Source organism: Rhodococcus sp. SORGH_AS_0303 (assembly GCF_030819335.1).
In the GTDB taxonomy this organism is placed as follows: domain Bacteria; phylum Actinomycetota; class Actinomycetes; order Mycobacteriales; family Mycobacteriaceae; genus Rhodococcoides.
On the sequence record NZ_JAUTBO010000001.1, the window covers coordinates 840,795 to 855,370 of the forward strand.

8 protein-coding genes and 1 pseudogene are annotated in these 14,576 nt (G+C 66.7%); 8 read left to right on the top strand and 1 reads right to left on the bottom strand.

The window, feature by feature from the left end; translation table 11 throughout:
* Nucleotides 1-96 precede the first annotated feature (96 nt).
* The 8 genes and pseudogenes from QE449_RS04125 to QE449_RS04160 all read left to right on the top strand — a co-directional run.
* Nucleotides 97-867 (top strand): annotated as a pseudogene (locus QE449_RS04125) (MCE family protein); the annotation flags it as partial.
* Between the two features lie 420 nt (nucleotides 868-1,287).
* Nucleotides 1,288-2,550 (top strand): MCE family protein, encoded by a 1,263-nt coding sequence (locus QE449_RS04130; protein WP_027504572.1) that lies wholly within the window; start codon nucleotides 1,288-1,290, stop codon nucleotides 2,548-2,550.
* On the top strand, nucleotides 2,547-3,797 hold the full coding sequence (locus QE449_RS04135; protein ID WP_027504573.1) for an MCE family protein: 1,251 nt from the start codon (nucleotides 2,547-2,549) through the stop codon (nucleotides 3,795-3,797). The genes QE449_RS04130 and QE449_RS04135 overlap by 4 nt, the downstream gene beginning before the upstream one ends.
* A 70-nt stretch (nucleotides 3,798-3,867) precedes the next feature.
* A complete protein-coding gene (locus QE449_RS04140) occupies nucleotides 3,868-4,650 on the top strand; it encodes a hypothetical protein (protein ID WP_307108258.1) in 783 nt (260 codons plus the stop codon).
* A gap of 60 nt (nucleotides 4,651-4,710) precedes the next feature.
* Entirely contained in the window at nucleotides 4,711-5,472 is a 762-nt protein-coding gene (locus QE449_RS04145; protein ID WP_307108259.1) for a hypothetical protein, read from the top strand.
* A gap of 440 nt (nucleotides 5,473-5,912) precedes the next feature.
* Nucleotides 5,913-9,419, top strand: coding sequence for a DNA-directed RNA polymerase subunit beta (locus QE449_RS04150; protein ID WP_307108260.1), 3,507 nt, complete (start codon nucleotides 5,913-5,915; stop codon nucleotides 9,417-9,419).
* 97 nt (nucleotides 9,420-9,516) lie between these two features.
* Complete coding sequence (locus QE449_RS04155; RefSeq protein ID WP_027504575.1) at nucleotides 9,517-13,473, top strand: DNA-directed RNA polymerase subunit beta'; 3,957 nt, start codon at nucleotides 9,517-9,519, stop codon at nucleotides 13,471-13,473.
* A gap of 342 nt (nucleotides 13,474-13,815) precedes the next feature.
* Complete coding sequence (locus tag QE449_RS04160) at nucleotides 13,816-14,205, top strand: VOC family protein (RefSeq protein ID WP_307108261.1); 390 nt, start codon at nucleotides 13,816-13,818, stop codon at nucleotides 14,203-14,205.
* A gap of 16 nt (nucleotides 14,206-14,221) precedes the next feature.
* Here QE449_RS04160 and QE449_RS04165 read toward each other — a convergent pair whose 3' ends face one another.
* Complete coding sequence (locus tag QE449_RS04165) at nucleotides 14,222-14,548, bottom strand: hypothetical protein (RefSeq protein WP_027504577.1); 327 nt, start codon at nucleotides 14,546-14,548, stop codon at nucleotides 14,222-14,224.
* Nucleotides 14,549-14,576 lie beyond the last annotated feature (28 nt).

The window sequence follows — 14,576 nt, forward strand, 5'->3', positions numbered from 1 at the left end:
GCATCCACCGACCAGGAGGCCCCGTCGAACGGCGGCTTCTTCAGCAAACGCAACCTGGGAATCATCGCTGCTGTCGTCGCTGTCGTGGTGCTGGTCGTGTTCGCGCTGTGGTGGGCCTTCACCCGCCTCGGCACCACCACCATCACGTCGTACTTCGACAAGACGGTCGGCGTGTACGAGGGCACCGAGGTTCGCGTCCTCGGCGTCAAGGTCGGCACCGTCACCAAGGTCGAGGGCCTGGGCGATCAGGTGCAGGTCGACATGCGCGTCGATCGCGGCGTCGACATCCCCGCCGATGCCCGCGCCGTCCAGCTCGCGCCGTCCGTCGTCGCGGACCGCTACGTCCAGCTCGCGCCGGCGTACACCGGCGGCGAGAAGATGGAGTCCGGTGCCGTGATCCCACGCGAGCGCACGGCCACTCCCGTCGAGGTCGACGAGCTGTACAAGAGCATCGACGAGCTGTCGGCCGCGCTGGGACCGAACGGTGCCAACCAGAACGGCGCCGTCTCCGACCTCGTGACCACCGGCGCGCAGAACCTGGCCGGAAACGGTGAGGCGCTGAACGATTCGCTGACCCAGCTCTCCGGTGCCGTCGAGACGCTCGACTCGTACCGCGGCGATCTGTTCGGCACGATCCAGAATCTGCAGACGTTCGTCAGTGCACTGTCGGCGAACGACCAGCAGGTGCGTGCCTTCAACAATCAGCTGTCCTCGCTGACGAGCTTCCTGGCGGGGGAGCGGGAGAACCTCGGTCTCGCGCTGAACCAGCTCTCGGTCACGCTCGGTGACGTCGCGACCTTCGTGCGGGACAACCGGGATCAGCTGTCCAACGATCTCGACGACCTCGCTCCGACCACGCAGTTGCTCGCCGACAACCGCCAGAACCTGGCGGACACGTTGACGCTGCTGCCGCTGGCCGTCGCGAACGTCGCGAACTCCTACAACGCCGAGTCCGGATCCTTGGACGCGCGCCTGATCTTCCAGGAGTTCCAAGATCCGAAGACGTTCTTCTGCAATCTCATCGATCTGCAGAAGCTGCGCCCGGGCGATCCGCAGTTCGAGGCGCTCGGCCGTCAGATGCAGCCGATCGTCGACAACTGCGGCGCGATCATCGACCAGGCCGTCGCCGGTGTGAAGACGCCGACGCTGGTTCTGCCGTTCGGGTTGCTCAGTGCGGACAACATCCAGCGCAACGTCGAGCCCGGCACCGTGCCCCGGTGTCGAATCGCCGCGGGTCGACGACCTGCAGCTTCCGGGCCTGAACATTCCTGCGGAAGGGGAGTGACGATGAGAGTGCGCTCGCGTGGCCTGATGGCCGCCTCCGGTGCCTGCGTCGTCGCCGTGACGCTCAGTGCCTGCGGATCCAGCGGTATCTACGGGATCCCGCTGCCCGGCGGTGCCGACGTCGGATCGGATCCGATCCGGTTGACGTTGCAGTTCGACGACGTGCTGGACCTGGTTCCGCAGTCGACCGTCAAGGTCGACGGTGTCCAGGTCGGTCGGGTCACCTCGGTCTCCGTGCCGAACGACTCGTGGATCGCCGACGTCGAGGTCGAGGTCGACTCGTCCGTGGACCTGCCGGCCAACGCCATGGCGTCCGTCCAGCAGACCAACCTGCTCGGCGAGAAGTTCGTCCAGCTCAGCGTTCCGGCCGACGACGCGGCGTCCGCGCGCCTCGCCTCGGGCGACACCATCCCCGTCGAGCGGACCCGCCACGCCACCGACATCGAGCAGGTGCTCGGCGCGCTGTCGATGTTGCTCAACGGCGGCGGCGTCGCGCAGCTCGCTCCGATCGTCAAGGAGCTGAACACCGCGCTCGGCGGCCGCGAGGACCGGGTGCGGAACCTGCTCGAGGAGGCCAACTCGCTCATCGGCGGCCTCGAGGATCAGAAGGCCGACATCACGCGCGCGATCGACGGTCTCGACGTCCTCACCGGCACGCTCAACCAGCAGACCGAGAAGATCGACCGGATCCTCGTCGATCTGCCGGTCGCCACCGAGGTGCTCGAACAGCAGCGTCCGCAGCTGACACAGCTTCTCGGTCAGCTCGATCGCCTCGGGCAGGTCGGGACCGACGTCATCGAGCGGTCGAAGGACGATCTGATCGCCGACCTGCGCGCACTGCGCCCGACCCTGCAGGAGCTCTCGACCTACGGCGACGAGCTGATCACGGACCTCGCGTTCGTGCCCACGTTCCCGTTCCCCGACGGCGTCGAGAAGATCACCCAGGGCAACGCGGTGAATCTGTTCCTCAGTGTGGATCTGCAGATCGGCAACCAGCTCACCGCGCTGGGCGTCGGCCAGGGCAACCCGATCTACAGCGCGCCCCGCAACGGCGATCCCAAGCCGCGGGTCGATCCGTCGAACCCGTACTACAACGGCAACGGCCCGCGTAACTCCTTCCCGACCATCTCGCTGCTGCCTCTGCCGCCCATCATCCCGTCGCCGACCCCGGCGCCGGGTGTACCCGCCGCCGCACCGTCGGCGAACCCGTTGGACGGCATCCTGCAGCAGTTCGGGATCGTTCCTCAGAACGAAGGTGGACAGTGAGATCCAAGCTGGTCAGCACACAGCTGATCCTCTTCGTCGTCATCGCCGTGCTCGGCCTGGTGTACGTCGGTGCCAAGTACGTGCGCGTCGACCAGCTGTTCGGTTTCGGCCAGTACACGGTCACCGGTCAGTTCGCCGATTCCGGCGGCATCTTCAGCAACGCCGAGGTGACGTACCGCGGCATTCCCGTAGGGCGCGTCGGTGAGCTGAAGCTGACCGAGCAGGGCGTCGACGTCGAACTGAAGCTCGAGAAGAGCGCTCCCGACGTCCCGGCCGACACCATCGCCGTGGTGGCCAACCGCTCCGCCATCGGTGAGCAGTACGTCGATCTGCAGCCGCGCACCGATCAGGGCCCGTTCCTGCAGGACGGCGACGTCATCCTGCAGGACGACACGTCCATCCCGACGCCGGTGGAGAGCCTGCTCAAGAACGTCAAGACCCTCGCGGACTCCGTGCCGGTCGACGATCTGCACACCGTGGTGACCGAGCTCGGTACCGGCTTCGCCGGCACGGGTGACTCACTGCAGCAGCTCGTCACCTCGCTCGACAGCTTCTCCGAGGACGGTCTCGCCAACCTGCCGCAGACCCTCACGCTGATCCGCGACAGCCGCGTCGTGCTGGACACCCAGTCGGAGCAGTCGTCGTCCATTCAGCAGTTCAGCTCGGATCTGGATCTGGTCACCGCGCAGTTGCGGTCGAGCGATCCGGACATCCGACGACTGATCGACAACGGGCTTCCCGCCAGCGACCAGGTCGGCGCGCTCGTCGACCAGGCCGGCCCGGGTCTGACGACCAACCTGACGAACCTCGCGGGTGTGACCAGTGCACTGAGCCCGCGCACGTTCGCACTGCGTCCGCTGCTCCAGTTCCTCCCGGCCCTGGCGCAGGGAGCGAACTCGGCGAGTCCGGGTGACGGCACCATTCACTTCGGCATCGCGCTCGAGGTGAACAACCCGCCGTCGTGCACCCAGGGTTACGAGGGCACGCAGGCGATCCTCGACGCGGAGTACGCCAAGAATCCCGACTTCGATCCGACGCAGCAGGACTTCCCGTTGAACCTCGACGCGAACTGCACTGTGCCGCAGGGATCCCTGACGGGTGTGCGCGGCGCCAACAGCGTGCGCTTCGCCGATCCGCAGACGGTGCAGCCGTGGGACGACAAGCCCAAGGTCGCGCCGGACCCCCTGGATCTGAACCCGATCGCGACGCAGCTGGCCGCACTGCTCGGTGTGACGGTCCGCCCCTGACCGTCGAGTCGGGTGAGGAGAGGTGCGCGGTGATGGCAGCGAGAAGTTACCCTCAAGTAGGGTGTCTGCTGTGACGCCAACCACCTCTCCTTCCGACCCGGACCTCGACGGCACCGACCCCGGTGACGGCACGTCCGAGTCCACGCCCGCACCGGCGCCGCGCACGTCTCCGGTCGCCACGGCGGTGACTGCCGCGGCCGCCGCGATCACGTTGATCGCGGCCGTCGTGCTGAGCATCTTCTGGTTCCTCGCGTACCAGGAGTCCTCGGACGCCTCCCTGCGGGACGACGCCCTCGCCGGCGCCCGGCAGGCGGCGATCAATCTGAACTCCGTCGACTCGAACGATCTGGACAAGACGTTCGCCGACATCGAGTCCTCCATCACCGGTGACGAGCTCACCAATGGTCTGAACGACACCAAGGATCAGTTCCGCCAGCAGTTCGCGGAGACCGGTGTGGTCACCACCGCGGCGGTGCAGCACGCGTCGCTCGTCGGGTTCAGTTCCGACGACGGCACCGCGCAGTCGCTCGTGGTCCTCACCACCGACACCACCAAGCCGGACGGCAACGAGCGGTACCAGAGCACCCTGCGTCTCGAACTGCAGGACGTGGACGGCACGTGGAAGGCCACGCGTATCCAGCCCATCGGGCAGCGCATCCCCCTCGAGGTCCCGGGCGCACCCGCTGCGACGGGCGATCCCGCTGCACCCACCGATCCCGCCGCCACCGATCCCGCAGCCCCGGTCGACCCCGCAGCCCCGGTCGACCCCGCAGCTCCGGTCGACCCCGCAGCTCCGGTCGACCCCGCCGCGCCCGTCGATCCCGCTCCCGCACCGACCGACGGCGGTCAGTGACACCTCGCTGTCACGACGCCGTCCGTCCCGCTCGCCTCGCACCAGCCAGGAGTTCTTCCTATGCCCCCCGCACGCCGTAGACCCCCCACAGGCGCTCCCCGTGTCCCCGCCGGCAGCGTTCGTCGACCCAAGGTCGCCGGACGCTCCACGGCGCCCCCCGCGGGCGGCGACGCGATCGAGAATGAGACCACGACTGCGTCCACCGACGCGGCCTCGACCGTCGACCTGTCGAAGTCGTCGGCCGACACCGCTGCGGTCGACAGCGCGGCCACGGACTCGGTCGTGGACGAGACGACCGAGGCGGACGACGGCGCCCCCGCCGGCCGCACGGCCTGGTGGACTCCCCGCACGATGCTGCTCGCCGCACTCGCGGTGGTGTTCGCCGTGATCGCGCTCCTCGCCGTGGTGCGCCCCGGTACGTCCGAGGTGAGCAACCAGGCGTGGGTCGACACTCCGGCCACACTCGAGGTCACGTCGGCCGGGCGCGACGCCCTGCAGACGGTGTTCAGCTACAAGTTCGACACGATCGACCAGGATCAGGCGGCCGCCCGTGCGGTGCTGAACGACGAGCGCCGCGGGGAGTACGACTCCACCGCGGAGCAGACCAAGCAGGGCGTCATCCAGACGCAGACCACCACGACCGCCACGGTCACCGACATCGGGGTGTCACTGCTCGACGGTGACCGGGCCGAGCTGCTGGCCAGCATGGACATCGCCGCGACGCAGGACACGGTCGACCAGGGAACGGTGCAGACGCCGGTCTCGGTGACCATGGAACGTGTCGACGGAAAGTGGCTGCTCGCGACCATCGACAACCGCTGATCGCCCGCGTCGAGCGGATTCGGGGGACGAAACGCCGCTCTCGCTCTTGACGCGAGGGCTTCGGGAGTCCACTCTGATTACCGGATTCATCGAACGCGGGTGCGACCCCGCTGCCATGATCGAGAACGACGCCGGAGCAAATGGAGGCACCGGGCGCCGGGATCGACGGGCAGGGGCGTTCGGCAGTTCGTGGATCACGGCCCGTGCAGTCTCCGGGCCGAGCGCGCTCTCCGCGCGGACGCGGTTGCCATATCCGCCGCATTGGGGTACTTTTGGACGTTGCGCTGGGTGCCTCCTGTCCACTTCCAGACTTTGCCTGAATCGACACGTGTGTCGATCTCTGCTGAGCGAGGACTTCGTACGGGTAGTGACCAGCGAAGTTCCCACACAAAGAAGCAGATTAGCGACGGTCGCGCAGTGCACGAAGCGGCCCGCGTGAGGTGCTGGAAGGACGCATCTTGGCAGTCTCCACCCAGTCCAAGGAAAACGCCGGAACTCCCGGAGCCCCGAAGAGGGTGTCGTTCGCGAAGATTCGCGAACCCCTCGAAGTACCGGGGTTGCTCGATCTTCAGACCGATTCGTTCGAGTGGCTCGTCGGCACGCCGGAGTGGCGCGCACGTGCGGAAGCACGTGGCGACAGCTCTCGCAGCGGCGGTCTCGAGGACATCCTGACGGAGCTCTCTCCGATCGAGGACTTCTCCGGCTCGATGTCCCTCTCCTTCTCCGATCCGCGCTTCGACGAGGTCAAGGCCTCGATCGACGAGTGCAAGGACAAGGACATGACCTACGCGGCGCCGTTGTTCGTCACCGCGGAGTTCATCAACAACAACACCGGTGAGATCAAGAGCCAGACGGTCTTCATGGGTGACTTCCCGATGATGACCGACAAGGGCACGTTCATCATCAACGGCACCGAGCGCGTCGTCGTCTCGCAGCTCGTGCGTTCCCCGGGTGTCTACTTCGACCACGCCGTCGACAAGACCACCGAGAAGGATCTGCACAGCGTCAAGGTCATCCCCGGCCGCGGCGCCTGGCTCGAGTTCGACGTCGACAAGCGCGACACCGTCGGTGTCCGCATCGACCGCAAGCGTCGTCAGCCCGTCACCGTGCTCCTCAAGGCACTCGGCTGGACCACCGAGCAGATCACCGAGCGCTTCGGCTTCTCGGAGATCCTCATGGCCACGCTGGAGAAGGACAACACGGCCGGCACCGACGAGGCGCTGCTCGACATCTACCGCAAGCTCCGCCCGGGCGAGCCGCCCACGAAGGAGAGCGCGCAGACCCTGCTGGAGAACCTGTTCTTCAAGGAGAAGCGCTACGACCTCGCACGCGTGGGTCGCTACAAGATCAACAAGAAGCTGGGCCTGAACTCGGGTCTGCCCATCGAGGCGTCGACGCTGACCGAAGAGGACATCGTCGCCACCATCGAGTACCTCGTGCGTCTGCACGCGGGCGAGAAGTCGATGACGGCACCCGACGGCGTCGAGGTTCCCGTGGAGGTCGACGACATCGACCACTTCGGCAACCGTCGTCTCCGCACGGTCGGCGAGCTGATCCAGAACCAGATCCGCGTGGGCCTGTCCCGCATGGAGCGTGTGGTCCGCGAGCGGATGACCACCCAGGACGTCGAGGCCATCACGCCGCAGACCCTGATCAACATCCGTCCCGTGGTCGCTGCCATCAAGGAGTTCTTCGGAACCTCGCAGCTGTCGCAGTTCATGGACCAGAACAACCCGCTGTCGGGTCTGACGCACAAGCGTCGCCTGTCGGCGCTGGGCCCCGGCGGTCTGTCGCGTGAGCGCGCCGGCCTCGAGGTCCGCGACGTCCACCCGTCGCACTACGGCCGCATGTGCCCCATCGAGACCCCGGAAGGCCCGAACATCGGCCTGATCGGATCGCTCTCGGTGTACGCCCGTGTGAACCCGTTCGGTTTCATCGAGACGCCGTACCGCAAGGTCGTCGAGGGACAGGTCACCGATGACGTCGACTACCTGACCGCCGACGAGGAGGACCGCCACGTCGTGGCGCAGGCCAACTCGTCGATCGACACCTCGGGTCGTTTCGTCGACGAGAAGATCCTCGTCCGCCGTAAGGGTGGAGAGGTCGAGTTCGTCTCGTCGATGGACGTCGACTACATGGACGTCTCGCCTCGGCAGATGGTCTCGGTCGCCACGGCGATGATCCCGTTCCTCGAGCACGACGACGCCAACCGCGCACTGATGGGCGCGAACATGCAGCGTCAGGCCGTGCCGCTGGTGCGCAGCGAGGCTCCGCTCGTCGGAACCGGCATGGAGCTGCGTGCCGCTGTCGATGCCGGCGACGTCATCGTCAACGAGAAGTCCGGTGTCATCGAGGAGGTGTCCGCCGACTACGTCACCGTGATGGCGGACGACGGCACTCGCAACACCTACCGGATGCGCAAGTTCGCGCGCTCGAACCAGGGCACCTGTGCCAACCAGCGTCCGATCGTGGACGAGGGCGCACGGGTCGAGGCCGGCCAGGTCCTGGCCGACGGTCCCTGCACCGAGGACGGTGAGATGGCGCTGGGCAAGAACCTGCTCGTCGCGATCATGCCGTGGGAGGGCCACAACTACGAGGACGCGATCATCCTGTCGCAGCGCCTCGTGGAAGAGGACGTCCTGACCTCGATCCACATCGAGGAGCACGAGATCGATGCCCGCGACACCAAGCTCGGTGCCGAGGAGATCACCCGTGACATCCCGAACGTCTCGGACGAGGTCCTCGCCGATCTCGACGAGCGCGGCATCATCCGTATCGGTGCCGAGGTTCGTGACGGCGACGTCCTGGTCGGAAAGGTCACGCCGAAGGGCGAGACCGAGCTGACCCCGGAGGAGCGCCTGCTGCGCGCCATCTTCGGCGAGAAGGCCCGCGAGGTCCGCGACACGTCTCTGAAGGTTCCGCACGGCGAGAACGGAAAGGTCATCGGCATTCGCGTGTTCTCGCGCGAGGACGACGACGATCTGCCTCCCGGCGTGAACGAGTTGGTCCGCGTCTACGTGGCCCAGAAGCGCAAGATCCAGGACGGCGACAAGCTCGCCGGCCGCCACGGCAACAAGGGCGTCATCGGCAAGATCCTCCCCCAGGAGGACATGCCGTTCCTGTCCGACGGCACCCCGGTCGACATCATCCTGAACACGCACGGCGTCCCGCGTCGTATGAACATCGGTCAGATCCTCGAGACTCACCTCGGCTGGATCGGCAAGACCGGATGGAACATTCAGGTGGCCGCGGACGGAGTCCGACCCGACTGGGCCGCGACGCTGCCCGAGGAGATGCTGGCCGCCGAGGCGGACACCAACATCGCCACCCCGGTGTTCGACGGTGCGAAGGAGGACGAGCTCACCGGCCTGCTGGCGAGCACGATCCCGAACCGCGACGGCGAGCGCATGGTCGGCGCGGACGGAAAGGCCACCCTGTTCGACGGCCGTTCCGGCGAGCCGTTCCCGTACCCGGTCTCCGTGGGCTACATGTACATCATCAAGCTGCACCACCTCGTCGACGACAAGATCCACGCTCGTTCGACCGGTCCGTACTCGATGATCACGCAGCAGCCCCTCGGTGGTAAGGCGCAGTTCGGTGGACAGCGCTTCGGCGAGATGGAGTGCTGGGCCATGCAGGCCTACGGCGCTGCGTACACGCTGCAGGAGCTCCTCACCATCAAGTCCGACGACGTGGTCGGCCGCGTGAAGGTCTACGAGGCCATCGTCAAGGGCGAGAACATCCCGGAGCCCGGTATCCCCGAGTCCTTCAAGGTGCTCCTCAAGGAGCTCCAGTCGCTGTGCCTCAACGTGGAGGTGCTGTCCTCGGACGGCGCGGCCATCACGATGGCGGACGGCGACGACGAGGATCTCGAGCGTGCCGCGGCCAACCTGGGAATCAATCTCTCCCGCAACGAGTCCGCGACCGTCGACGATCTCGCGCAGTAATCGGTGACAGGCCGGCGCGAGGCGACTCGCGCCGGCCCACCCCCGATCACTCGTAGCAGCAGAAAACTATCCCTGAGAAGGGGAAAGGAAGTACGACGTGCTGGACGTCAACTTCTTCGATGAACTCCGCATCGGTCTCGCGACCGCGGACGACATCCGCAATTGGTCCTACGGCGAGGTCAAGAAGCCGGAGACCATCAACTACCGCACGCTCAAGCCCGAGAAGGACGGCCTGTTCTGCGAGAAGATCTTCGGACCTACTCGCGACTGGGAGTGCTACTGCGGCAAGTACAAGCGCGTGCGCTTCAAGGGCATCATCTGTGAGCGCTGTGGCGTCGAGGTGACTCGCGCCAAGGTGCGTCGTGAGCGCATGGGCCACATCGAGCTGGCCGCACCGGTCACGCACATCTGGTACTTCAAGGGTGTTCCGTCGCGCCTCGGCTACCTGCTGGACCTGGCGCCGAAGGATCTCGAGAAGATCATCTACTTCGCCGCCTACGTCATCACGTCGGTCGACGACGAGCTGCGCCACAACGAGCTCTCCACTCTCGAGGCCGAGATGGAGGTCGAGAAGAAGGCCGTCGCCGATCAGCGTGACGCCGACCTCGAGGCCCGTGCGCAGAAGCTCGAGGCCGACATCGCCGAACTCGAGGCGGAGGGCGCCAAGTCCGACGTCCGTCGCAAGGTCAAGGACGGTGGCGAGCGCGAGATGCGTCAGCTCCGTGACCGCGCGCAGCGTGAGCTGGATCGTCTCGAGGAGATCTGGACCACCTTCACCAAGCTGGCCAAGAAGCAGCTCATCGTCGACGAGCTCATCTACCGCGAGCTGATCGACCGCTACGGCGAGTACTTCACGGGTGCGATGGGCGCGGAGTCCATCCAGAAGCTCATGGAGACCTTCGACATCGAGGCCGAGGCCGAGAGCCTGCGCGAGACCATCCGCAGTGGCAAGGGCCAGAAGAAGCTCCGTGCGCTGAAGCGTCTCAAGGTCGTCGCCGCGTTCCAGTCCACGGGCAACTCGCCCATGGGCATGGTGCTCGACGCCGTGCCGGTGATCCCGCCGGAGCTGCGTCCGATGGTGCAGCTCGACGGTGGACGTTTCGCGACGTCCGACCTCAACGATCTGTACCGCCGTGTCATCAACCGCAACAACCGCCTCAAGCGACTGATCGACCTCGGTGCTCCCGAGATCATCGTCAACAACGAGAAGCGGATGCTGCAGGAGTCGGTCGACGCCCTGTTCGACAACGGTCGTCGCGGCCGTCCGGTCACTGGACCGGGCAACCGCCCGCTCAAGTCGCTGTCCGATCTGCTCAAGGGCAAGCAGGGTCGTTTCCGTCAGAACCTGCTCGGCAAGCGCGTCGACTACTCGGGACGTTCGGTCATCGTCGTCGGACCGCAGCTCAAGCTGCACCAGTGCGGTCTGCCGAAGCTCATGGCACTCGAGCTGTTCAAGCCGTTCGTGATGAAGCGTCTGGTGGATCTCAACCACGCGCAGAACATCAAGTCGGCCAAGCGCATGGTCGAGCGTCAGCGCGCACAGGTGTGGGACGTCCTCGAAGAGGTCATCGCCGAGCACCCCGTGCTGCTGAACCGCGCACCGACGCTGCACCGTCTGGGCATCCAGGCATTCGAGCCGCAGCTGGTCGAGGGCAAGGCCATCCAGCTGCACCCCCTCGTGTGCGAGGCGTTCAACGCCGACTTCGACGGTGACCAGATGGCAGTCCACCTGCCGCTGTCCGCCGAGGCGCAGGCCGAGGCGCGCATCCTGATGCTGTCGTCGAACAACATCCTGTCGCCGGCATCGGGCCGACCGCTCGCCATGCCGCGTCTGGACATGGTGACGGGTCTGTTCCACCTGACGCGTCTCGACGACAAGGCTCTGGGCGAGTTCCAGGCCTCGACGTCCGACTCGGCGGAGCTGGGCATCTACGCCAGCCCGGCCGAGGCACAGATGGCCGTCGATCGCGGCGTCCTGACCGTGCAGTCGCAGATCAAGGTGCGTCTGACGCAGCAGCGTCCGTCGCGCGAGATCGAGGCGGAGCTGTTCCCCGACGGCTGGACCCCGGGCGATGCCTGGACCGCCGAGACGACGCTGGGCCGCGTGCTCTTCAACGAGCTGCTCCCGACGAACTACCCGTTCGTCAACGAGCAGATGCCGAAGAAGCGCCAGGCGACGATCATCAACGATCTCGCCGAGCGGTACCCGATGATCGTGGTCGCGCAGACCGTCGACAAGCTCAAGGACGCCGGCTTCTACTGGGCCACGCGTTCGGGTGTCACGATCTCCATCTCCGACGTCCTCGTGCCGCCGGAGAAGCCGCAGATCCTCGAGGAGTTCGAGGCTCAGGCCGACCGCCTGGAGAAGCAGTACCAGCGTGGCGCTCTCGACCGGACCGAGCGTAACTCGGCCCTGGTCAAGATCTGGCAGGAAGCCACCGAGCAGGTCGGTAAGGCCATGGAGGCCCACTTCCCCGACGAGAACCCGATCCCGATGATCGTGAAGTCCGGCGCAGCCGGAAACATGACGCAGGTGCGGTCGCTCGCCGGCATGAAGGGTCTGGTGACCAACCCGAAGGGTGAGTTCATCCCGCGCCCGATCAAGTCCTCCTTCAAGGAGGGCCTGACGGTCCTGGAGTACTTCATCAACACGCACGGTGCTCGTAAGGGTCTGGCCGACACGGCGCTTCGTACCGCCGACTCGGGCTACCTGACGCGTCGTCTGGTCGACGTCTCGCAGGACGTCATCGTTCGAGAGACCGACTGTGGCACCGAGCGCGGCATCACCACGGTGATCGCGGAGAAGCTGGCCGACGGCTCGATGATCCGCGACGCGCACGTCGAGACCTCGACGTACGCCCGCACCCTGGCCGCCGACGCGGTCGACGCCGACGGCAACGTCATCGTCGAGCGTGGACACGACCTGGGCGACCCGGCCATCGACGCGCTGCTCGCAGCGGGCATCACGTCGGTCAAGGTCCGTTCGGTGCTCACCTGCACCACCGGGACCGGCGTCTGCGCCACCTGCTACGGCCGTTCCATGGCCACCGGCAAGCTCGTCGACATAGGCGAGGCCGTCGGTATCGTCGCGGCACAGTCGATCGGTGAGCCCGGCACGCAGCTCACGATGCGTACCTTCCACCAGGGTGGTGTGGCCGGCGACGACATCACCGGTGGTCTGCCCCGAGTGCAGGAGCTCTTCGAGGCTCGTGTGCCCAAGGGCAAGGCGCCCATCGCGGACGTCTCGGGTCGCATCCAGCTCGAGGACGGTGACCGTTTCTACAAGATCACCATCGTCCCGGACGACGGCGGCGAAGAGGTCGTCTACGACAAGCTCTCCAAGCGTCAGCGTCTGCGTGTCTTCAAGCACGACGACGGCACGGAGCGTCTGTTGTCGGACGGTGACCACGTCGAGGTCGGCCAGCAGCTCATGGAAGGTGCTGCCGATCCCCACGAGGTCCTGCGAGTCATGGGCCCGCGTCAGGTGCAGATCCACCTCGTCAACGAGGTCCAGGAGGTGTACCGCAGCCAGGGTGTGTCCATCCACGACAAGCACATCGAGACGATCGTTCGTCAGATGCTCCGCCGCGTGACCATCATTGATTCGGGCTCCACGGAGTTCCTGCCCGGATCGCTGACCGAGCGCAGCGAGTTCGAGTCGAGCAACCGTCGCGTCGTGTCCGAGGGTGGCGAGCCCGCTGCCGGACGTCCGGTGCTGATGGGAATCACCAAGGCATCGCTGGCGACCGACTCGTGGCTGTCCGCGGCGTCGTTCCAGGAGACCACCCGAGTGCTGACCGATGCGGCGATCAACTGCCGCTCGGACAAGCTCATCGGTCTCAAGGAGAACGTGATCATCGGAAAGCTGATCCCCGCCGGCACCGGCATCAACCGGTACCGGAACATCACGGTTCAGCCCACCGAGGAAGCACGTGCCGCGGCCTACGCGGTGCCGTCGTACGACGATCAGTACTACAGCGCGGACGGCTTCGGCCAGAACACCGGTGCTGCAGTGCCGCTCGACGACTACGGTTTCTCCGGCGACTACCGCTAGCCGGTAGCGCGACAGACAAGTCCAGCCCCGCACTCCACTTCGGTGGGGTGCGGGGCTGTTCTGTGTTCGGGGGTGCCGGGTGCTGATCGTGCCGGGCGCACCGTGCCGGCCGGTTGGGGCTGCCGGGCGCACCGCGCGGGGGGTTGGGGCTGCCGGGCGCACCGTGCGGGGTTCTGCGCAGGCTGTGGGGTGCGCGCAGCACCGGGCGCTGCGCGCGGAAGGTCCGGCGGGTTGCCGACGGTCCGGCGCCCCGGATCTCTGGTGCGCGCGGCGCCGGGCCTGGCGCACCGCACCGCCAGGTCACCGCGATGAGTTCCGGGCCACCGCGGAGTCGGCACCTGTATGACCGAGACTCCCAGCACCATCACGAACATCGGCGTGGCCATGTTCACCGTTGCCGATCAGGACAAGGCCCTCGACTTCTACACCCGCGTGCTCGGGTTCGAGGTGCGCGGTGACACCCGCTTCGGGCCGAACGAGGAGTACCGCTGGCTCGAGGTGGCGCCGCCGGGGTCCACGGCGCGCCTCGCGCTGAACCCGCCGATGTACGACACGCCGGGCGGCTCGTCCATCGGGGTGGAGACGTCGGACGTCCGCGCGGAGCACGCTCGCCTGAGTGCCTTCGACGGGTTCGAGATGGAACCGCTCGGTGAGGACGACGATCCGAACGTGCCGCCGATGTTCATGCTGAAGGATCCCGACGGCAACGTCATCACCGTCGTGCAGGCGTGATCCGTTCCCTCCCGGCTCAGCGCAGAGCGAGGGTCGGGAGGGACAAGCTCACCAGCATCAGCGCGAACAGCAGCCAGGCGGCTCCCTGCCAGACGGGCCACGTCCCGCCGTGGCGGTAGGAGCGGTAGCCGATCCACAGTGCGCCGATCCCACCGAGCAGACAGACACCGGGTACGAGCGCAGCGATCGCGACGCTGGACGCGCCCGCTGCGAGGAACACGGCCACCGCGACGGCAGCGATGCCGATCACTGCCCCGTCGTACGTGGCCGCGTGCCGGATCGCGCGCGGATCGCGCCACCGCTTCTCGACGTCGCGTCTGCCCATCTCTCGCTTGTCGTCCATGTCGACTGCGTACCCGATTCGGGTGGCT